This is a genomic window from Paenibacillus sp. Y280 (genome assembly GCF_056786335.1).
Genome location: NZ_JBXCIW010000014.1, coordinates 95691 through 116373, shown reverse-complemented (window position 1 = coordinate 116373; position 20683 = coordinate 95691). Strand labels below are relative to the sequence as shown.

The following is a 20683-nucleotide window of genomic DNA, read 5'->3' as shown; positions in this document are numbered from 1 at the left end:
TTAAACGATAGGCCGCTTCGCTTCCAGCAGATCTGCTAAGATGGCTACAGCCGTATCGATTTCTTCATCCGTGACGAGTAAATTAGGCAATAGGCGAATAACGTTCGGACCTGCCGAGATCGCAATCAATCCGCGCTCCTGCGCCTGGTTCAAAATATCCGCAATCGGCTCCGCGCATTCAATACCTACGAGCAAGCCAAGACCGCGCACCTCATGGACAAAAGCATTGCCAGCCAGCTTCTCCCGCAGCTGCGACATCAAATACTCGCCCTTTTGCGCCGCGCGTTCAGACAAACCTTCGCCTACGATCGTCTCAAGCGTCGCTTTGACTACTGCTGTCGCAATCGGCGTTCCGCCGAACGTCGAGCCATGGCTGCCTGCCGTGAAGCCTTCGCGCAGCTTTTCCTTCGCTGCCATCGCGCCGACCGGGAACCCGCTGCCGAGACCTTTTGCCATCGTGAAAATATCCGGCTCAATGCCGTAATGCTCATAAGCGAACAGCTTGCCCGTGCGGCCCATGCCCGTTTGAATCTCATCCACAATAAGCAGGATGCCTTGCTTCTCGCATAATGCGACAAGCTCTTTCATGTAGGCAGGGTCAACCGGATGAATGCCGCCTTCCGCCTGCACCATCTCCAGCATAATTGCTGCAGTCTGGTCCGAAACGGCTGCCTCAAGCGCATCGAGATCGTTCAACGGAATCGTTTTGAACCCTTCAGGCAGCGGCGCAAAACCTTCCTTCACCTTCGCTTGGCCCGTCGCCGTAAGCGTCGCAAGCGTGCGTCCATGGAATGATTGCTCGAATGTAATAATTTCAAAACGGCCGTTGTTCAGCACCTTCTGATTATAACGGCGTGCCAGCTTAATAGCCGCTTCGTTCGCCTCGGCGCCTGAGTTGCAGAAGAACACAGCATCCGCGCAGCTATTATCCGTAATAAGCTTGCCCGCTTCCGCCTGGTTTGGAATATGGAACAGGTTCGATACATGCCACAGCTCATCCAACTGCTTGATAAGCGCTGCTTTGATCTGTTTAGGAGCATGCCCGAGATTCGTAACGGCAATGCCGCTCATAAAATCAAGGTATTTATTTCCTTTGTCATCCCATAGCCAGCTGCCTTCGCCCTTTACCAAAGCCATCGGATATCTTGCATAGGTTGGAAACAACGACTGGTCAACAGCTGCTGCTGTATTTGTCTCGCTCATCTTTCCTCACACCCGCCCTTCATTCGTCTGAACAATACGCGTGCCTACGCCGCCTTCTCGGACAGCCCTCGTCAGCACGCCTGGCTCCTCGCCGCTTACGATAACAACCTCGCGCACGCGGCCTTGAATACACTGAATAGCTGCACGCACTTTTGGAATCATGCCGCCGTAAATTTCACCGCTTGCTATCATCTCTTCGATCTCGGCTACAGTTACGACCGGAAGCACCTGCTTCTGTCCATCCACCGTTTTCAAAATGCCCGGCACGTCCGTGACGACGATCATTTGCTCTACGCCAAGGTGTGACGCAACCGCGCCTGCTGCCGTATCCGCATTTATGTTGTAGCGCTGGCCTGCACCATCAATCCCGATTGGAGCAATGACTGGAATGTAGCCCATTCCCATCACGCCTTCGATAACCTTTGCATTCACATCGATGACATCGCCTACAAAGCCGATCTCCGCAGCGTTCGCAACAGGCTGAGCCTGAATGAGCATACCGTCTACACCGGATAGACCAAGCGCCTTCGCGCCGTTGATCTGAATTTTACGAACGATTTCTTTATTGATCCGGCCCGCAAGCACCATCTCAACAACATCAAGCACCGCTTCACTCGTTACGCGCAGGCCATTTACGAAACCTGTCTCGATGCCAAGCTTGCCGAGCGTATCCGATATGGCAGGACCGCCGCCATGCACGATAACCGGGAGGACGCCCGCTTGCTGCAGCTCGCGCAGCTCTTCAAAAAAACGGCTCGGAAGCGCCGCCAGCGTGCTGCCTCCGCATTTCATTACAAATCGTTGCTCCGTCACTGTACCATACCCTCCAAGCGTGTACTTTCCTTACGTCCGATACGCCGCATTGATGCGGACATAATCATAGGTTAGATCACAGCCCCATGCCGTTGCTGTTCCTTCGCCATTATGTAGATCAACACGAATCACTACCGTATCGCCCTTCAAATATTCTAAGGCAACCTCTTCGTCGAACACGACAGGACGAGATTGCTCCAATGTCAAAATATCGCCTAGACGGATATCAACCGTTTCAGGGTTAACCGGCTGGCCTGCACGGCCCACCGCCGCAATAATGCGGCCCCAGTTCGCATCCGCTCCGAACACGGCCGATTTCACGAGCGACGATCCGATAACCGTCTTCGCAATCGCTTGTGCTGAATCATCGCTTACCGCTCCGTTCACCTGTACCTCAACAAGCTTCGTCGCGCCTTCGCCATCACGGGCAATTGCCTTCGCCAGCACCTCGCATACATGACGTATCGCTGCCGCGAATGCTGCCCAGCCCTCATGCGCTTCTGTCAGCTCGGTATTGCCAGCAAGGCCGCTCGCCATCGCTACAAGCATGTCATTCGTACTCGTATCGCCGTCAACCGTAATCATATTAAACGTCAAATCCGTCGATTGGCGCAGCAATTGCTGAAGCGCCTCGCTGCCGATTGCCGCATCCGTCGTAACGAATCCGAGCATCGTGGCCATATTCGGATGAATCATGCCGGAACCCTTTGCCGCACCTGCCACATACACGGTTTTGCCATCTAGCGCAAGCTCAACGCATACCATCTTTTGCACCAAATCCGTCGTCAGGATCGCTTGGCAGAAGTCGTCCGCGCCTGCGCGATTGCCGGCAAGCTTAGCCGGAAGGCCGTCGATGCCCGTACGTACTTTGTCCATTTTGAGCAGCTCGCCGATAACGCCAGTTGATGCAACCGCTACTTGATTCGCAGCTACGCCGATCGACTCCGCAAATCTAGCGCTCATTTCATATGCGTCTGCTTCGCCTTGCTTGCCTGTACAGGCATTCGCGTTGCCGCTGTTTACCAGCACTGCGCGCAGCAAGCCGTCCGATCCGATGCTCTCGCGCGTTACTTGCAGAGGCGCAGCCTGAAATACATTAGTCGTATATACACCTGCTGCAACTGCTGGAACTTCACATACGATTGCGCCTAGATCGTGGCGTGTCGTTTTTTTGAGACCGCAGTGCAATCCACCTGCTTTAAAGCCTTGGGGCGTTGTTATCGAGCCGTCCGCGACGACCGAGAACAAGGCTGCTGTATGATCCTGTCCCATCGTAAAATCGTATCTCCTTCACCTGTATGAGTATGAATAATCATTTCAAAAGATATATTTCGTTATTTACGGGTAAACGGGAACGAATTGCAGACCAAACGTCTCATCCCAGCCCATCATGAGGTTCAAGTTTTGAATCGCTTGCCCCGCCGCGCCTTTAACCAGATTGTCGATAACCGATACAATCGTTACACGGCCCGTGCGCTCATCAACCGCGAAGCCGATATCGCAGTAGTTGGAGCCCCATACTTCCTTCGTAGACGGCCATTGTCCTTCCGAGCGAATACGTACAAACTTGCGGCCTTCATAATAGGAGCGATATAGATCGATGAAATCGTTTGTGCTCCGCTCGCCTTGAACGGTCGCGTACATGGTCGACATAATGCCCCGCGTCATCGGTACAAGATGAGTCGTAAACGTCGTCACGACAGGCTTGCCTACCGCAGCAGACAGCACCATTTCGATTTCTGGAATATGCTGATGCTGATTCAGCTTATAAGCTCTCATGTTTTCATTAAGCTCAGAATAATGAGTGCCCAGCGATGCGCCGCGTCCTGCACCGGAGACGCCCGATTTCGCATCGATAATAATGGTCGCCGGATCGATCCAGCCCTCTTTTACCGCCGGAACAAGTCCAAGCAGCGTCGCAGTCGGGTAGCAGCCTGGATTCGAAACAAGTGGAGCATCCAGCACCTGATCCCCATATATTTCCGCCAGTCCAAACACCGCTTGCTTCAAATAGGTCTCATCCGCAGCCGGCTTCTTATACCACTGCTCGTAAAGCGCTGGCGATTTCAAACGGAAATCTCCGGACAAATCGATGATTTTCAAGCCCGCCTCAAGCAAGGACGGAACCAGCTTTGCAGCCACTCCAGCAGGGGTAGCAAGAAATACAACATCTGCCTTCGCTTTAATCGCAGCTGGATCGACATCATCGAGCAGCTCCTCGCGAATGCCCGTCAAATGCGGATAACCTTCTGTAATCGGCGTACCTGCGCTGGATGACGAGATGACCGATGTCACCTCTGCCAGCGGATGGGATGCAAGCAGTCGAATGAGCTCTACACCGCCGTAGCCGGTTGAACCGATAATCGCTATTTTCACCTTTGTGCTCATATTAATCTCTCCCCGAAACTAGATGCTGCGCACGGTTTTCGCCTTGCTCGGACATGCATGCTGCAGCTTTATCTATTGTTCTTTCCGCATGCGGAAAGGTTGTCTTCTTCCTCAACTAATAATTGTACAACATTCGGCAGTTGATGGAAATACGCACATTGTTTCGTATTATTATACATTCGAATTCATAATAATACAACGAACAATTAAAGCGATTATATGAACAAAAATGCCCAACTCCAAGAGGCGGAATGCTGTACAATTAACGCGCTTTATGTAAAAAAAATAAGAGTTTATGAACTTGCTGCATCAGCTGTTCATAGACTCTTATGTGGTGATGGAGCATTATCCATCAGCTCTCCAGCTTAAACCCCTGCCCCAGCACCTCTGCTGTATTGCTAATGATAACAAAAGCGCCGGGATCAATCGCCCGTACGAGCTGCTTCAGCTTCGACACCTCATTTTGCCCAACGACGACCATAAGCACCGTACGCCCTGCTCCCGTATAGCCGCCGTGGCCATCGAGCCGCGTCAAGCCCCGATCCAAATCATTTAATATCGATTCAGCGACTGCCTCAGATTGATCGCTTATAATAAAAGCCACTTTAGATAGCTGAAGACCGCTTTGCACAAAATCAATTGTCTTGCTCGTTGCAAACAACCCAATCAGCGCGTACAGCGCTACCTCGGGGGAAATAATGATACCCGCTGCCGCGATGACACATCCGTCAAAGCAGACAATAGCAATGCTTAGCGGAAGTCCGGTATAGCGATGCAAAATTTGAGCTGCCAAATCAAGCCCCCCGGTAGACGCTCCTCCCCGGAACACAAGACCGAGGCCAAGCCCGACTCCAATACCGCCGTAAATAGCCGCCAGAAGCGGATTATCAGTTGGCGAGGGCCAACCGTCCGTTAAAAGTACAAACAGCGGCAGTATGACCGAGCCCAGCGCTGTTTTTACCGCAAACTTTTTACCGAGCAGCCATAAGCCAGCGATAAACAACGGAATATTGATTGCCCATTGCGTTAGCGCCGGCGTAATGCCCGTCATTCTTTGTACGAGAATAGACACACCGGATATTCCGCCTGAAGCAATTCCATTTGGCACCATGAACATATTGAAGCTTATCGCCACAATAACAGAGCCGATCAGAAGCTGGACAATGCTCCAGACCGACTGTGCCCGTGGATTTAAGGCTCGTCCTCCTCTTCTCCGTTTCACCGTGCCCTCACTGACCGCGCCTTCACTCATGCCTTCAATCTCCTTGCAAGCTGATTTTTCGCAAAAAGAAGAGCTCCACACTTTAGCCGTGTTGGAACTCTTCCCTATTTCTATTGATTAATCATGACGAATCTGGTGACGCAAATACCCGTCGATAAAAGCGTCGATATCGCCATCCATAACCGCGCCGACATTTCCGGTCTCCACCGATGTACGGTGATCCTTCACCATGCTGTAAGGATGGAATACGTAGGAGCGAATCTGGCTGCCCCAAGCAATCTCGGATTGCTCGCCGCGAATTTCCGCCAAATGCTTGATCTGCTCCTCGATCTTCCGCTCATATAGCTTTGAACGAAGCATCTTCATTGCCTTCTCCCGGTTCTGGATTTGCGAACGCTCCTGCTGGCAGGCGACTACAATCCCTGATGGAATATGCGTAATACGGATAGCTGATTCCGTCTTGTTGACGTGCTGACCACCCGCTCCGCTAGCCCGGTACGTATCCACTTTCAAATCCTCAGAGCGAATCTCAATCTCGATGCTATCGTCGATTTCCGGAACAACGTCACAGGAAGCAAACGATGTATGGCGACGGCCCGCCGAATCGAACGGTGAAATACGGACGAGCCGGTGCACGCCCTTCTCCGCTTTCAAATAGCCGTAAGCATTAAAGCCTTTGACCAAAATCGTCACGCTCTTAATGCCCGCCTCATCGCCAGGCAAGTAATCCAGCAGCTCCACCTTGAAGCCGCTCTTCTCTGCCCAGCGCGTATACATCCTGTACAGCATGAGGCCCCAGTCCTGCGACTCGGTGCCGCCGGCGCCGGGATGCAGCTCGAGAATGGCGTTCAGCTTATCGTAAGGCTGATTTAGGAGCAGTTGCAGCTCAAAATCGCTCACTTTCCGCATCAGCTTTTCTACGCCGCTCACGACATCCGCTGCAAGCGACTCGTCGCTCTCGTCTTCCGCCAGCTCCAGCATCATCTGCAGCTCTTCCTGCTCGTTGTTCAGTCCATCGTAATGATCGACGACCGACTTCACCGCATTGAGCTCGGAAATGACGCTTTGCGCTTTTTCATTGTCATCCCAAAAATCAGGCAGCGTCATCTTCTCTTCGAAATTCGCAATGATCTCCTGCTTAAGATCTAAGTCAAAGAGACCCCCTGAGCTCTTGGAGCCGCTTGGCCATTTCACGCAGGTCTTGTTTAACCGTAATGTCTATCATAGCTTCAGCTTCACCTCAAAATATTACTTCAATGCCTTACCGTATGCTGCGTCGATTAACGCCGTTCCTTACTTGCCGTGGCATTGCTTATACTTTTTGCCGCTGCCGCAAGGACATGCATCGTTGCGGCCAACGCGCTCCTCGCGCTTAGCTGGACGCTTCTCAACCGCTTCTCCGCCGCCGCTTGTTGTGGTCGTTTGGCCTTGAGCTACCTCTTGACGCTCCAGGTTGCTCTCCACACGCGCCTTCATAATATATTTTGCAACTTCCTCTTGAATGCTCTCGATCATTTCCTTGAACATCTCGAAGCCTTCAAATTGATATTCGCGAAGCGGATCTGTACCGCCGTATGCGCGCAAATGGATACCTTGACGAAGCTGATCCATCGCATCGATGTGGTCCATCCACTTGCTGTCTACCGCACGAAGCACTACAACCTTCTCGAACTCGCGCATCGTATCCGCACCAAGCTCTTCCTCGCGCTCATCGTAAGAAGCAACGACCTCATTATAAATATAGTCGATGATCTCTTCCTTCTCTTTGCCCCATATTTCTTCTTTGGACAAGGAGCCTTCATGCAGGAAGTTTGCTTGCGCGTAATCAACGACTGCTTGAAGATCCCACTCTTCCGGAATATCCTCCGAGCAATGCGCTTCAACGATACGCTCAATAACCGGCTTGATCATATCCATAACTTCCTGGCGAATATTCTCAGAGCCCAAAATATCGCGGCGCTGCTTATAAATGACTTCACGCTGCTGGTTCATTACGTCATCATATTGCAAAACGACTTTCCGAATGTCGAAGTTGTTGCCCTCAACACGCTTCTGAGCCGATTCAATCGCTCTTGAAATCATCCGACTCTCGATCGGCTGATCCTCGTCTAGTCCTAGCTTATCCATCATGCCCATAATATTTTCAGAACCGAAGCGACGCATCAGCTCATCCTCTAGCGACAAATAAAACTGTGAGGAGCCCGGATCGCCTTGACGTCCAGCACGTCCGCGCAGCTGATTATCGATACGACGGCTTTCATGACGCTCCGTGCCAATAATATGCAGGCCGCCAAGTCCAGCAACAGAATCGCCCAGCAAAATATCGGTACCACGACCAGCCATATTCGTTGCAATCGTCACAGAGCCCGCTTGTCCAGCGCGTGAAATAATTTCCGCTTCCTCCGCATGGAACTTCGCGTTGAGTACCTTATGCGTCACGCCTCTGCGTTTAAGCATTTCCGATAGCTTCTCGGAATTCTCGATGGAAATCGTACCGACGAGCACAGGTTGGTTTTTGCTATGGCGTTCAACGATTTCTTCAACGACTGCCTTGAATTTGCCGAGCTCGGATTTGTAGACAACATCGGCAATATCCTTACGAATCATCGAGCGGTTTGTCGGCACTTGAATAACATCAAGCCCGTAAATACGCTTGAACTCTTCTTCCTCCGTCTTCGCCGTACCCGTCATACCTGCAAGCTTGCGATACATACGGAAATAGTTTTGGAACGTAATCGTCGCAAGAGTCATGCTCTCGTTCTGAACCTCAAGCTGCTCCTTCGCTTCAATTGCTTGGTGCAAGCCGTCGCTATAACGGCGTCCCGACATAAGACGACCCGTGAATTCATCGACAATTACAACCTCATCTTCCTCAACGACATAATCCACATCGCGCTTCATAATGAAATTAGCTTTCAGCGCTTGTTGAATATGGTGGTTAAGCGTCACATTCGCATGGTCGAATAGATTCTCGATATGGAAAGCCTTCTCCGTCTTCTCTACGCCTGACTCCGTCAGCATAACGCTGCGCAGCTTAATATCAATCGTGAAATCCTCTTCAGGCTTCAAGCGGCTGATAAAGCGATCTGCTGCAAAATAAAGCTCTGTCGATTTCGCGGCTTGTCCGGAAATAATAAGCGGCGTCCGCGCTTCATCGACCAGAATCGAATCCACCTCATCAATGATTGCAAAATAAAGCGGGCGCTGCACCATTTGTTCCTTGTAAAGCACCATATTGTCACGCAAATAATCGAACCCGAATTCATTATTTGTACCGTACGTAATATCGCAAGCGTAAGCCGCTTGCTTCTCGTCATGCGACAAGCCATGCAGGTTACAGCCAACAGTCATGCCTAGGAAGCCATAAAGCTGACCCATCAGCTCGCTATCACGCTGTGCCAGGTAGTTATTGACCGTAATGACATGTACGCCTTTGCCTAGCAAAGCATTCAAATAAACCGGAAGCGTCGCAACGAGCGTCTTGCCTTCACCCGTTCTCATCTCCGCAATCTTGCCTTCATGCAGCACCATGCCGCCGAGAAGCTGTACGTCAAAATGACGCATGCCGAGCGTACGCTTGGATGCTTCCCTTACGGTTGCAAAAGCTTCAGGAAGAATTTCATCGAGCGTTGCTCCCTTTTCAATTCTCGCTCTGAATTCCTCCGTTTTCGCGCGCAGAGCTTCATCGGATAAAGCTGTAAATTTCGACTCTATTGCGTTTACTTCATCTACCGTCCGTTGGAGCCGTTTTACCTCGCGCTCGTTATGGTCACCAAATATCTTTTTCACTAGTCCGAGCATGGAATTCCCCTTTCGTAATGACGCCTCTTTGCATTAAATTGTATCAGTTTGTCGACACCGCCGCAACGAAGATGATTGGAAAAGAAAAAGCCTCTCTCCAAAAAGGAGAAAAGGCTCTTCGATCTAAGTATAATTGCTGCTAGCCCTGCTCGATCAAGCCATACTTTCCGTCGCTTCGTCTGTACACAACACTTACCTCTTTGTTGTCTACATTCGAGAATACGAAGAAGCTATGCCCCACCATATTCATTTGCAAGATCGCTTCTTCAACGTCCATCGGCTTCAGATCGAAGCGCTTGGTGCGTACAAGCTCCAGATCGTCTTCTTCCTCCAGAACGCCCACTGCTGAGCCTTCTTCCCTGAATAAGGCGCGTAAGCCGCTGCCTTGGCGGAACTTGCGATTAACTTTCGTTTTATGTTTACGTATTTGTCGTTCGAGTTTGTCTGCTACAACATCAATTGATGCGTACATGTCCTCGCTTTTCTCCTCGGCTCTCAGCAAAACGCCGGTGAGTGGAATAGTTACCTCAACTGCATGTTTTCCTTTGGTGACGGATAGAGTTACATTAATATCGGAGGTGATTGGTGCTTCGAAATATTTTTCCAATCGGCTGAGTTTCTTTTCGACGTAGTCTCTCAATGCGTCTGTCACTTGAAAGTGTTGACCTCGAATGTTGTATTTCATGGGGAACTCCTCCTTTACGTGGTCTTATTATAACATATGTAAGCGATCGAATCAAAATAGTTTTTGTTTTATTTAGAATTTTCAGATAATTAGTGCGATAGAACTAATAGTTTTGTCACAACAAAAAAAAGCCCCGGCTAGCCGGAGCTTTGTGTAATTTGCTTGTTTAGTGATCCAAATTATAGTTGGGCTGGATCAGCCGAATAATTACAGTTTGACTACGTTTGCAGCCTGTGGACCGCGAGCGCCTTCTACAATATCGAATTCGACGGATTGGCCTTCTTCAAGTGTTTTGAAACCTTCAGTTTGGATAGCGGAGAAATGAACAAATACGTCGCCGCCTTGCTCAGTCTCGATAAATCCATAACCTTTTTCCGCGTTAAACCATTTAACTTTACCTTGCATGTGCAAACATTCCCTTCATCTTCAAATACTGTGAGGCATCGCTTTGTATAACCCACAATTTGACTATAACACCCACTTAACGGAATTGTCAAACAATTTATTGTAAGCGAATTCATTTGAGGTTGGATGGGGGATTCCGCTTATTTACTGATGATAATTGTTAACGTTTTCATCCCTATCGCATTTAACGCTTGGTGTCGAAAAAGAGACTATCGTCCCCATATGAGTTTGATTCATACATCGACTTGGAGCGCTTGCCTTTATTAATTTTCTCGATCTCCTGAGACGCTTGATTGCGTAGCTCCGTCATTCTGCCGGTGATGACGGTATCCATCTCTGCAATATGCAACACTTGAGGACGCATGAGAGCAGCTTCTTCAGGTGAAGGTGTTAGCTGCTGTAGCTCAGCAAAAATTGCATCCCTCTCCTGCATATAGGCTTCTACATCCTCAAGCTCACAAGTTTGAATCTGTGCAATAAGGTCAGACGACAGTAGAATGAGTTGCTTTAAGTGTGCTTCCACTAGATTGTCCCGCTAACTGATTGGTTTGTTTGGCAGCTTGAATCCATGTTTCCTTTAGATCAATAAGATGAGCTAATATTTCCTCGGCTGGTTCTATTTTTTTCTTCACATTTGCCTCAATAATGCGGGTATTGAAATATTCGTACAAGCTAAGCAAGTTGTTGGAAATAGTGGAGCTGCGATCTATTGTAATAATAAATTCATTGATGATTTCTTGAACTTTTATAAAGCTCGAGTTTGCATCTTGATAGTTTTTTTCCTTTATTGCTTCAATACCCTGACGGCAGTAGCGAATTGCACCATCATAAAGCATAACAAGCAGTTGCGCGGGTGAAGCCGTTTGGATTGTTGTTTCTAAATATTTATTGCGTTGCTGTAATTGCATGTTAAAGCCTCCTAGGAACTAGATTGCTTGGAAAGCCATGCACTCTGTGAGTTCATTTTGCTGAGATAGGTTTCCATCGCTGTGAACTGCTTATAGTAACGTTTTTCCAGATCATCTAAACGTTCAGCCAGGCTGGACAACTGCTTTTTTAAACGAATATTTTCTTTACCCATTAAATAAGTGGTTTCGACTGACTTTGTCGAGCCTGCTTTTTCTGTTATTTGATTGACGAGTGCAGAAGCTTTATCGTACAATCTGGTCGCAATACCGTCAGTTTCACTGGTTGCTCCGTTTTTGGTAAACAAAGCCATTACCTCATCCGGTTTATCTGTCAGTGCCTGTTTCAATTTTGTCTCGTCGATATACAACTTCCCTCGATCGGAGTAAGAACCCGTAATCGTAGAACTTTTAATATTAATATTCGATATACCAATTTCGCTAAGACTTTTCAATTGTCCCAATGCAAGTCCGCTAACAGAATCGGATAATGCACGGCGAAATGAAACGAGTCCACTAGTTAATATACCATCGTTCGCAAGCATGCCGTTTCTAGCATTCTCTTCCCACTTCTTAATCTCTTCCTCGTCCAGTTCTTTGCGTTCCGTCTCAGTAAGCGGTTGAAAGTCCCGATCTCGTTTTTCTATTACTTCTTTATTTACTTCATCAATAAGGGTATTATATTTTTCCACAAATGATTTAATCTTCTCAACGACAGTGTCGACATCCTGAGACACACCAATATTAACAGTAGTTCCACTTGCTTGCTTCGCGTTAAAAGTCATACCTAAAATTGAAAATGTGTTGGATTCGTATTCCGTTTCAATGCCATTAAAGAGAACCTTAGCATTTTCACCCTTCACACTCGTAATGGAATTATTAACTGTCATTGCATCGAGGCCAAGGGCATTTACTACAGCATTGCCTTGATCATCCGAGTAAAGGACTGTCTTGCTTGTATCTCTGTTATATACAGACAATTTCCCGCTGCTGTTTAAGTAGACATTAATTCCTTTGCCATTCAAATCATTATTCATTTGATCGACCAAATCTCCAACGGTCGTGGTATTGGTAACATTAAAGTCATAATCAATATTATCGTATTGAACCTTGAAGATTGCCGTACCAACCAGGGCGCCATTTACTAAATCATTTTTAGATGCAAAACTTTGAGCTCCATCCTTGGATTCTATACCGAGAATATTGTTTATACTTTCACCATTCACTAATTCCAAATTAATTTTAGAAGTCTCTCCCGTTTTTGAGGAGTTGAAAAACAGTCTATCCATTGTTGCATCATAGGAGGCTTTTATTCCTGTAGACGCGGATTCATTATTAATAGCCAAAACAAGCTGTTCAATCGTATCGGTAGTTTTTATAGCTATTGATTTCGTACCCTTTTCCCCTGTGATTTTCAACTGGGTATTGGCGACTAATCCTAAACTTCCAATCGTCTTAGCACTGCTAGAAGCGCCTGTCAAATCCCCTGAGGTTAAAGAAGCGGATTTCGCCAACTTCTCTATGTTGAGCGAATATTGTCCTTCATTTGCCGCTGCAGAACCTGTTACCGAAACGATGCTCTCTTGCGATGATGATACCTTCTTCGCTAAATAACTGGCCTCAAGCTTCATGTCAAAAGCTGTGTTGCGAAACTCCAATATTTTGTTATTCATGGTGCGGTAATCATCGCGTTTCCATTCAAGTATTTGTTTCTTTTGCGCCAGCTTATCCATAGGAATTCGCTGCGCCTTCATAAGCGATTTAATAATCTCATCCGTATCCATACCTGAAGCAAGACCACTTACACGCATGATTCACACTCCCTTCCTGAACTGGAAATTACCCTTTTTCATCAATTAATATCCCGGCCATCTCCCATAGTTTAGCAACAAAATCTAATGATTTCTCAGGCGGGATTTCACGGATGATCTCTCCTGATTCACTATCGAGAACTTTGACGGCGATCAGTTTCGTTTTCTCGTGTATCGAAAATTCTAGACTTGTCGATTTACCCTGCATTGCTTTAATAGCCCGCTCTATCGCTTTTACGATTTGTTCATCACTGACCGTATAGTTATCTCCACGCAGCTCTGCCTTCTTAAGTGCATCTACCTTCGTGAAAGTAGATATGGATTGTAGAGAATGAGGCACCGATACAGGAACAGGATCCGCGACTGGTTCAAAAGCTTTGCTTCCTGAAGCAACACGATCGACAGCTCCACTCATTCCTGGGCCTGCAGACGTTGTATTGATGTTCATCAAAAATCAACCTCCAACATGTCTTTTACTTTATATATCGGTTATTTACAACCAATTGATTAGAAAAAAAGAAAAGAGACCCTAGAAATTCCAGGGTCTCTCCTTGGTTGTTTAAGATTAACGAAGCAATTGCAGAACGCCTTGCGGCTGTTGGTTCGCTTGAGCCAGCATCGCTTGGGAAGCTTGAGCAAGGATGGAGTTTTTTGTTTGCTCCATCATTTCTTTCGCCATGTCTACATCGCGAACACGGGATTCAGCAGCAGTCAGGTTCTCAGCAGCTGTGCTGATGTTGTTGATTGTGTGGTCTAGACGGTTTTGGTATGCACCCAATTTTGAACGTTGAGCGGATACAGTATCAATAGCATTTTGGATCGTAGTCATAGCTGCAGCAGCTAGAACTGAAGTGGATACGTTAACTCCAGTAGTGTTCAAAGATGTAGCAGAGCTATCAACTTTGGAAATGGAAATACCAAGTTGTTGAGCACCTTGATCTTCAGAACCAATTTGGATTTTAACAGCAGCAGCAGCACCAGTAATTACTGTACCAGCTGCACCACCACCCGCTACGGAAGCTGCAACGCCAGCAGCCGTTTGCGAACCGTTAACAGCAACTTTGATGCCAAACTTATCAAAGTTTAGTACTCCAGCTGCACCATCTGCAACGTTAGTTACTGTTTGAGTACCTGTAGATCCAGTTGTGTCAGTCAACGTGTAGCTGCCTGCACCCGAAGTTGTAATTGTGTACGTGTTACTTCCTTTTGCACCGCTGATATCAATGGAAGTTACGCCAGCACTACCTACAGCAAGACCCGATGTTCCAAGCTGAACCCCAAAGTTACCAGACAAAAGTGTTTGTCCATTGAATTTGGTTGAAGTTGAAATACGGTCGATCTCACTGTTCAATTGTGTGATTTCATCGCCAATCGCTGTTCTATCTGTAGCGGATAAAGTTCCGTTAGCGCCTTGAGTTGCAAGTTCATTCATACGTTGCAAGATTGAATGTGTTTCATTCAATGCACCTTCAGCTGTTTGGATCAACGAGATGCCGTCTTGTGCGTTACGAGTTGCTTGCTCCAAACCGCGGATTTGTCCACGCATTTTTTCGGAGATTGCTAGTCCGGCAGCGTCATCGCCAGCACGGTTAATGCGAAGGCCTGAAGAAAGCTTCTCAATAGACTTGCTTTGGTTAGCTGTGTTAGTAGACAACTGACGGTGAGTGTTAAGTGCTGCAATATTATGATTAATACGCATTGATAATTCCTCCCTGAATTTTCGAATTTCCGCATCCTTGCGGAAGCTTACGGATGTAGGTCGGCCGCCCTATCTTCCGTGCTACTATTTATATCGGCATTTCATTCCATTTGTTTATAGTTCTTTTTAAAATTATTTTTAAATAATTAGGCTTCCTAGAAACCTTCTATGGTGATTGTATGCTTCGTACACATAAAGAAAACATTCCTTCTACGAATTTATCTCTCAGCTATTTGCTATTTTACGAAATAAGTTCAGAACAGTATCTCTAGTAAGCAGGAAACCGAAAGAGAAGAAGGTTTTTGTCGTTATTAAGCTTTCAATCGGCAGAAGGACTATGCAGAACGAAACTTTCGCTTATGCTAAAGAGTCTCATTTCCTTCTATCGTTCGTTAACGAAATTAATAATAAAAAAGAAAGCCTTAAAAGGCTTTCTCAACAATGTGATTATTTCTTAAATAATTTTGATACTTCATCAATTGCGATTGTTTTGGTCGCCGCTGCTCTGTTTTCCTCTTGAATTGCCATGTAAATTTCTTTCCGGTGTATATCCACTTCCCTCGGCGCCTTAATACCTAATTTGATAGTATCGCCTTCAACGCCGATTACGACAATCTCAACTTTTCCACCGATCATGATCGATTCGTTAACTTTTCGGGATAGAACTAACACTGCATACACTCCTTAGGCTCGAATAAGCGGGGCTCGCGAGCTGAAATGGTTCTCGTGAAGGATAAGCTGCTTCCCAATTTTTTTATTTTTGTTGAGAACAAGCGGAGCCATCAAATTAATTGTTGCTTGCAAAGGTTCTGAATGAATCGTAATAATTGACCATATCTCTATATCCGATTCTGCCTGAATGAATAGCTCTTGCTTTGAAGCTTCAGATAATTCCCACTCATATTCCGGATATATGAAGAATGGACTGACTATTACAAGTGAGACCTCTTCATCCTCAACGGATTTCATATGCTTCATCGGCAGCTCTCCTTCGATCGCAGAGAACTCGAACTGATGTAAATGCTCGAAGCCAGGTATGCCATTCTCGAAATGATACACGGTCGATTTGGTGCTCAAAATAAAACCTCCTTATAATATAACCCTTTTCTCAAAAATAAAACTATAGACCACGTATACCAGATTGGTTATACAAATGGTCTATAGCTGACTAGAATCCCTCTATTACATTAGCTCATCAATTTGAGGCGGCAGAATTTCCACCTTTGGATATTGGCTCATATAGATATCAAGCTTTCCACGTTCATAATGATGGGTAGGCCGATTTACTTCCACATTCATGTTGATTCGGCCTGGTGTTGTTTCGATTGACAACTCACCTGGTACGTAGGTGATATCAACATTATCATAAGAGGCTTCCCCGCGGAAATCAAATTCAGAGTACGTACGCTGCCAATCACCAGCCATTTCTGCAATGGGATTGCCGCCTAAATGAATGTCCGCCATACGATTTCCATTCTCGACGATTCGTGCGAGTCCGCGAAGCGCCATTTCAGAAGACATGGAATAAATTTTACTCATTGTCTTCAAATTACTCCCTAACGCGAGCGCATCCCATGCGAGATCCTGATTAATATCAAGCTGTCCTCTCGAATTGGTAATATGCTGCTCAGGCTTAATCTGTTCCATTTCCATAGCAGCTTTGGGCTGACGCTGCTCCTGTTTTCCGATATCTGCGTCTATATGTATTTTTGCGTGCTGCAGCCGAATTTGAATTTGTGGAATTTTCATTCTGCCCGCTCCTATCTCAAGAAATCAACGAGACTCGGACGAATAATTTGCGCACCTACTGACAAAGACGCTTGGTAAACATTTTCTTCCGTTTTCATGTTCGTGATGACTTTAGACATATCAGCGTCTTCTGTCTTCGATTTAACGGTTTGAAGATTAATATCGATATCCTTTAATCGGTTTTGAATGAGTTCTACACGATTCATCTTCGCACCTACTTCCGCGCGCTTCGTTAACATTGTGTTCATTCGGGTATCCACTTGCCCTATTAAATCAGATACCCCTTCTTTATCACCTGATGTTAATGTATCGTAAGCACGCCGCAAAAGCTGAAATATGTTGTCGCTTCCCGTATCGCTTTCACCGCTTATAGGACCGCCGAACACTTCATTCCCCGTAATGTTGACCGCCATACTCATCCCGGAAGACAATTCATATCTAACAGAACCAGTATCTGAGGCGACATGATATGCCTTAAGCTGTGGTGGAGTAGCTAGAGGATTAGCCGCTTCTTCTAGTGTCATCGTAGGATAAGGCTGCTTGACCGTTTTTTCGCCATTAAATATGTATTTACCGTTAAATTGGCTATTTCCAATTCCAACCAATTGGTTGTACAACTGAGAAATTTCAGTTTTAATCGCATCCAAGTTCGTTTGCTCCAAAGTCCCATTAGAACCCTGCACAAGTAACTCTTTGACACGCTGCATAACATCGCCAGCTTGGCCGATTGTTGTATCCGTATACTCCAGCATCGATATTGCTGAGCTTACGTTGTCTAAATACTGGTCATTGGAATCCAACTCACTTCGGTAACGAAGCGCAAAAGTAATGCCGACTGGATCATCTGAGGGCTTATTAATCCTCATACCTGTAGAGAGCTGGTTTTGCATATTATTCATGCGTCCCAGATTATTCGTTATATTACGCAGCATCTGCGTATTTACCATCGATTGTGTCACACGGAATGACATAACCTGTCACCTCCACATTATTATTGGTTAAAGACCTACGCGGCCCATACCATTTATTACTTTATCCAAAATTTCATCAATCATAGTCATATTTCTTGCGGCTGCGTTATAGGCGTGCTGAAATTTAATCATGTTGGACATTTCCTCATCAAGCGATACACCGCTAACGGACTGTCTTCGTGATTCCACTTGCTCGACTATAATTTGCTGATTTGATTGCATCCGCTTCGCCTCGGCTGTCTGGACACCAAGCTGTCCAACAACAGAACGGAAATATGAGTCAATTGTATTCAAGTTCTCGTCCGCTCCGGAATCAAAATCAAATCGAATGTCTCTCATTTGTGAAAACAGCACAGATAACGAATTGTTACCACTAATTACTGATTCTGAACCGTCCGCATTTATATTAACGCGCATTGAAGTAGCGATTAAGTTAGAATTAGCCACAATAGCTGGGTTTAGAGTAATGTTACTTGCCGTCAATCCACTTGTTTCACCTGCATTATCAGTGAAGAAAGGCAAACCACGATCTTGACCAGCCAATGAATAACTTAGTTGATGCAAGCCATTTAAGCCATTGACCGTTACGGTTAAATCTTCAGCAAGTGTACGATTTCCTGCAACTGTAGAATAGGTCACTCCGTTTAAAATCGTGCCATTTGGCAAAACCGATCCTTTTGGCAGCGTAACCTCAAACTCGCCATTTGCCATCGTTTGAACCATTTTATTAAGCTCGCTTATGTAGCCTTCAACAAATTTATCTCTGGATTGAATTGTACCGTAAATGGTTCCGCTATTCAGTTCACCTGTATCAAATGCGGTTTGCATAGCTTCCATATCTAATACATTCGAGGTTGTTCCTTGAACAAGCTCCGTATTGCCCATCGTAATCCTATACCCATTCGCTTGTTCCTCTACACGAATATTTACTAGTCCGGAAAGTTGATCCGTAAGCAGGTCCCGTTGGTCACGCATATCATTGGCATTGTCGCCAAGACCCTCGATCCTGCGAATCTCGCTATTTAATTGAGCAATGCTTTTAGTAATCGAATTGACGGTACTCAGATTGATCTCGGTATTTTCAGTCAAATCGCCTTTCAGATCACTAAGCTGCTTGGACGTATAATTAAAAGCGTCAACCATTGCCATCGTCTGCTCCATAACGACTTTCCGACCGTCAGCGTTTTCTGGGTTTTTGCTCAAATCGGACCAAGAATTCCAGAAATTCGAGATAACCGTCCTTAAGCCTGTGTCGCTCGGCTCATTCACGATGCCTTCCAGCTTTTCCAGCGTATCCAGCTGCACGGTGAAATTGCCGTGCGATTTATATTCGTTGCGGTACTGATTGTCGAGAAACTTCTCTCTTATGCGTGTAATCGAGCTTGCTTCTACACCTGTACCGAGCTGGCCTGCTGCTTCTGATTTAGAGAATCCAACCGCATCTATCGGTCTTGAAGCGGTCATATTAACGATCTGACGCGAGTAACCCTTCGTATTAGCATTCGCAATATTATGTCCAGTCGTATTTAGAGCGGACTGTGTCGTGAACAAGCTGCGCCTTGCTGTTTCTAAGCCATGAAATGTCGATCCCATTCGTAGATTGTCCTCTCTTGTTACGTCTTTATATTAAAGCGTCCATTACGATTATAGGCCATTCCTTGTACAGCGCGATGATAGGTCGCTTCGTCCTCGGTCGGTCCGAGCAGCAAATCCTGAGTGAAGTGCAAATGCTCCAAAGTCATCCTGACAAGCTGCTGATTAAATTCATTGATGTCTTGGAGCTGCTTTAGCGCTGCCGATAATTGCTGCCACATGGCCTGCAGCTGCTGCTTCTCATTGGCATGATAGACAGCCTGGATGAGCTTCTCCATTTTGAAGGAACGATGGCTTGTCAGCTTTTGATCCAGCATATATTTTCCGATCAGAAAGATTCGCCGTTGCTCAAGTTCCAGTATACGCTGGAGACTCTTCTTTTCTTTGCTCGAAATGTACGAAAGGGTCTCCACATTGTTTACGGTAATTGCCGTTGTCTTCGCATTTCCGTATTCAATAAGCTGCTGGTGCTCATCTAATAGCTCTTGCAAAATCACTAATATCTGCTGGATGTACTCGTTCATTTAGAGGACTACTCCTTCAAGTAAGGAAGCAACTTCTCGGCAATTTTGCCGGCTTCCACATGATACGTGCCCGATGCTACCGAACGTTTAAGCTGCTCGATATGCTCTGTTCTGTCCGCTCCGCTCGTTTTGCTTGTTGTCAGCATCTCCTTGGCAGCCGCAGAAATCTGGACCTCGTCCTTCTTCTTTGTCTTGCCTTCTGCACTCACTCTTGCTTCATTTTGCTTATGGTACGAATTAAGCGCGCCAATACGATTCGTCTCGTTTATTTTCATTTTTATCCACCTCATTATTTACGGAAACTAAAAAAGCCGATTACCTTTACAAGTATTATCGGCTTCAGTCAAGTGAAATTTTATAGTCATGGGAAGATTAGCATGAATTCATTTATTTATCCTTGTATCTGTCTAGTCCTCTGTATGCAGCATTTGAATTATGAGCGTTTTTCATTTCATCCTTCTTCGTCAAGCCTTCCAACATTTGCTTCTTATCCTTTTCTAAGCGCTGGCGGCAGCTATCGCAAAGGTTTTGATCGCGAATCAGCGTTCCGCATGACTCACACGGATAGGACATATTCGGAGCATTCACGATAGAAATGCGGCCTTCACGGATAAATTTCGTAATTTGTTTAACTGAAACTCCAGTTGCATCTGAAACCTCAGTTATGATTGAACCCCTATACTCACGCAAATAGTTTGCACAAAGCTCGTACTCTTTATCAATTTCACGCATGCACGATGGACATACATCTCTAAAATTTTTGGCAAAAAGCTTACCGCAGCGAGGACAATTATCTAAGTTCATCGCTTTAAGCCCCCCTTTTTTTGTAAAAATAATCAGATGATTAACTTTATTCTAAACGAAAGCGTTAACTTTTTCACTATGAATCTATTTTTCCGCCTTATGAATATTGG

The 20683-nt window shown here is 46.2% G+C and carries 22 protein-coding genes; all 22 read right to left on the bottom strand.

Translation table 11 applies throughout. The features are described 5' to 3' along the window. The 22 genes from AC1TPC_RS18305 to AC1TPC_RS18200 all read right to left on the bottom strand — a co-directional run bounded on the left by AC1TPC_RS18305 (nucleotide 1) and on the right by AC1TPC_RS18200 (nucleotide 20573). The gene (locus AC1TPC_RS18305) at nucleotides 1–1203 is read right to left on the bottom strand and encodes an acetylornithine transaminase (protein ID WP_482068236.1); all 1203 of its coding nucleotides are present in this window, start codon (nucleotides 1201–1203) and stop codon (nucleotides 1–3) included. 6 nt (nucleotides 1204–1209) lie between these two features. Next, nucleotides 1210–1995, bottom strand: a complete 786-nt coding sequence (argB, locus tag AC1TPC_RS18300; protein ID WP_482068256.1) for an acetylglutamate kinase — start codon at nucleotides 1993–1995, stop codon at nucleotides 1210–1212. 51 nt (nucleotides 1996–2046) lie between these two features. Further along, nucleotides 2047–3288 (bottom strand): bifunctional ornithine acetyltransferase/N-acetylglutamate synthase, encoded by a 1242-nt coding sequence (argJ, locus tag AC1TPC_RS18295; protein WP_482068235.1) that lies wholly within the window; start codon nucleotides 3286–3288, stop codon nucleotides 2047–2049. Nucleotides 3289–3354: 66 nt separating this feature from the next. After that, entirely contained in the window at nucleotides 3355–4404 is a 1050-nt protein-coding gene (gene argC / locus AC1TPC_RS18290; protein ID WP_482068234.1) for an N-acetyl-gamma-glutamyl-phosphate reductase, read from the bottom strand. A 352-nt stretch (nucleotides 4405–4756) separates the two neighbouring features. Next, nucleotides 4757–5656 (bottom strand): YitT family protein, encoded by a 900-nt coding sequence (locus AC1TPC_RS18285; RefSeq protein WP_482068233.1) that lies wholly within the window; start codon nucleotides 5654–5656, stop codon nucleotides 4757–4759. A gap of 87 nt (nucleotides 5657–5743) precedes the next feature. After that, nucleotides 5744–6851, bottom strand: a protein-coding gene (gene prfB, locus AC1TPC_RS18280; RefSeq protein ID WP_482068232.1) for a peptide chain release factor 2 whose coding sequence is annotated in 2 segments (ribosomal slippage) — nucleotides 5744–6778 and nucleotides 6780–6851 — 1107 coding nt in all. Because the reading frame shifts where the segments join, the coding sequence is not laid out codon by codon here. 68 nt (nucleotides 6852–6919) lie between these two features. Next, on the bottom strand, nucleotides 6920–9427 hold the full coding sequence (gene secA / locus AC1TPC_RS18275; protein ID WP_482068231.1) for a preprotein translocase subunit SecA: 2508 nt from the start codon (nucleotides 9425–9427) through the stop codon (nucleotides 6920–6922). 139 nt (nucleotides 9428–9566) lie between these two features. Further along, entirely contained in the window at nucleotides 9567–10112 is a 546-nt protein-coding gene (hpf, locus tag AC1TPC_RS18270; protein WP_482068230.1) for a ribosome hibernation-promoting factor, HPF/YfiA family, read from the bottom strand. 207 nt (nucleotides 10113–10319) lie between these two features. Beyond that, a complete protein-coding gene (locus AC1TPC_RS18265) occupies nucleotides 10320–10517 on the bottom strand; it encodes a cold-shock protein (protein WP_028608231.1) in 198 nt (65 codons plus the stop codon). A gap of 184 nt (nucleotides 10518–10701) precedes the next feature. Continuing rightward, nucleotides 10702–11040 (bottom strand): flagellar protein FliT, encoded by a 339-nt coding sequence (fliT, locus tag AC1TPC_RS18260; RefSeq protein WP_482068229.1) that lies wholly within the window; start codon nucleotides 11038–11040, stop codon nucleotides 10702–10704. Beyond that, complete coding sequence (gene fliS, locus AC1TPC_RS18255) at nucleotides 11000–11425, bottom strand: flagellar export chaperone FliS (protein ID WP_482068228.1); 426 nt, start codon at nucleotides 11423–11425, stop codon at nucleotides 11000–11002. Before fliS ends, fliT begins: the two co-directional genes overlap by 41 nt. A gap of 11 nt (nucleotides 11426–11436) precedes the next feature. Then, nucleotides 11437–13233, bottom strand: coding sequence for a flagellar filament capping protein FliD (gene fliD, locus AC1TPC_RS18250; protein ID WP_482068227.1), 1797 nt, complete (start codon nucleotides 13231–13233; stop codon nucleotides 11437–11439). A gap of 28 nt (nucleotides 13234–13261) precedes the next feature. Then, the gene (locus tag AC1TPC_RS18245; protein WP_482068226.1) at nucleotides 13262–13681 is read right to left on the bottom strand and encodes a flagellar protein FlaG; all 420 of its coding nucleotides are present in this window, start codon (nucleotides 13679–13681) and stop codon (nucleotides 13262–13264) included. A gap of 117 nt (nucleotides 13682–13798) precedes the next feature. Next, the gene (locus tag AC1TPC_RS18240) at nucleotides 13799–14932 is read right to left on the bottom strand and encodes a flagellin N-terminal helical domain-containing protein (RefSeq protein WP_482068225.1); all 1134 of its coding nucleotides are present in this window, start codon (nucleotides 14930–14932) and stop codon (nucleotides 13799–13801) included. Between the two features lie 447 nt (nucleotides 14933–15379). Next, complete coding sequence (gene csrA / locus AC1TPC_RS18235) at nucleotides 15380–15604, bottom strand: carbon storage regulator CsrA (RefSeq protein WP_482068224.1); 225 nt, start codon at nucleotides 15602–15604, stop codon at nucleotides 15380–15382. A gap of 12 nt (nucleotides 15605–15616) precedes the next feature. Continuing rightward, nucleotides 15617–16009: a flagellar assembly protein FliW gene (locus AC1TPC_RS18230; protein ID WP_482068223.1), complete on the bottom strand. Its 393-nt coding sequence runs from the start codon at nucleotides 16007–16009 to the stop codon at nucleotides 15617–15619. A 105-nt stretch (nucleotides 16010–16114) separates the two neighbouring features. Next, nucleotides 16115–16681: a DUF6470 family protein gene (locus tag AC1TPC_RS18225; protein WP_482068222.1), complete on the bottom strand. Its 567-nt coding sequence runs from the start codon at nucleotides 16679–16681 to the stop codon at nucleotides 16115–16117. An 11-nt stretch (nucleotides 16682–16692) separates the two neighbouring features. Then, the gene (flgL, locus tag AC1TPC_RS18220) at nucleotides 16693–17652 is read right to left on the bottom strand and encodes a flagellar hook-associated protein FlgL (RefSeq protein ID WP_482068221.1); all 960 of its coding nucleotides are present in this window, start codon (nucleotides 17650–17652) and stop codon (nucleotides 16693–16695) included. A gap of 27 nt (nucleotides 17653–17679) precedes the next feature. Next, the gene (flgK, locus tag AC1TPC_RS18215) at nucleotides 17680–19245 is read right to left on the bottom strand and encodes a flagellar hook-associated protein FlgK (RefSeq protein WP_482068220.1); all 1566 of its coding nucleotides are present in this window, start codon (nucleotides 19243–19245) and stop codon (nucleotides 17680–17682) included. 20 nt (nucleotides 19246–19265) lie between these two features. Then, entirely contained in the window at nucleotides 19266–19769 is a 504-nt protein-coding gene (locus AC1TPC_RS18210) for a flagellar protein FlgN (RefSeq protein WP_482068219.1), read from the bottom strand. A gap of 8 nt (nucleotides 19770–19777) precedes the next feature. Beyond that, on the bottom strand, nucleotides 19778–20044 hold the full coding sequence (flgM, locus tag AC1TPC_RS18205) for a flagellar biosynthesis anti-sigma factor FlgM (protein ID WP_482068218.1): 267 nt from the start codon (nucleotides 20042–20044) through the stop codon (nucleotides 19778–19780). Nucleotides 20045–20156: 112 nt separating this feature from the next. Then, nucleotides 20157–20573 (bottom strand): TIGR03826 family flagellar region protein, encoded by a 417-nt coding sequence (locus AC1TPC_RS18200; RefSeq protein ID WP_482068217.1) that lies wholly within the window; start codon nucleotides 20571–20573, stop codon nucleotides 20157–20159. Between the last annotated feature and the right edge of the window lie 110 nt (nucleotides 20574–20683).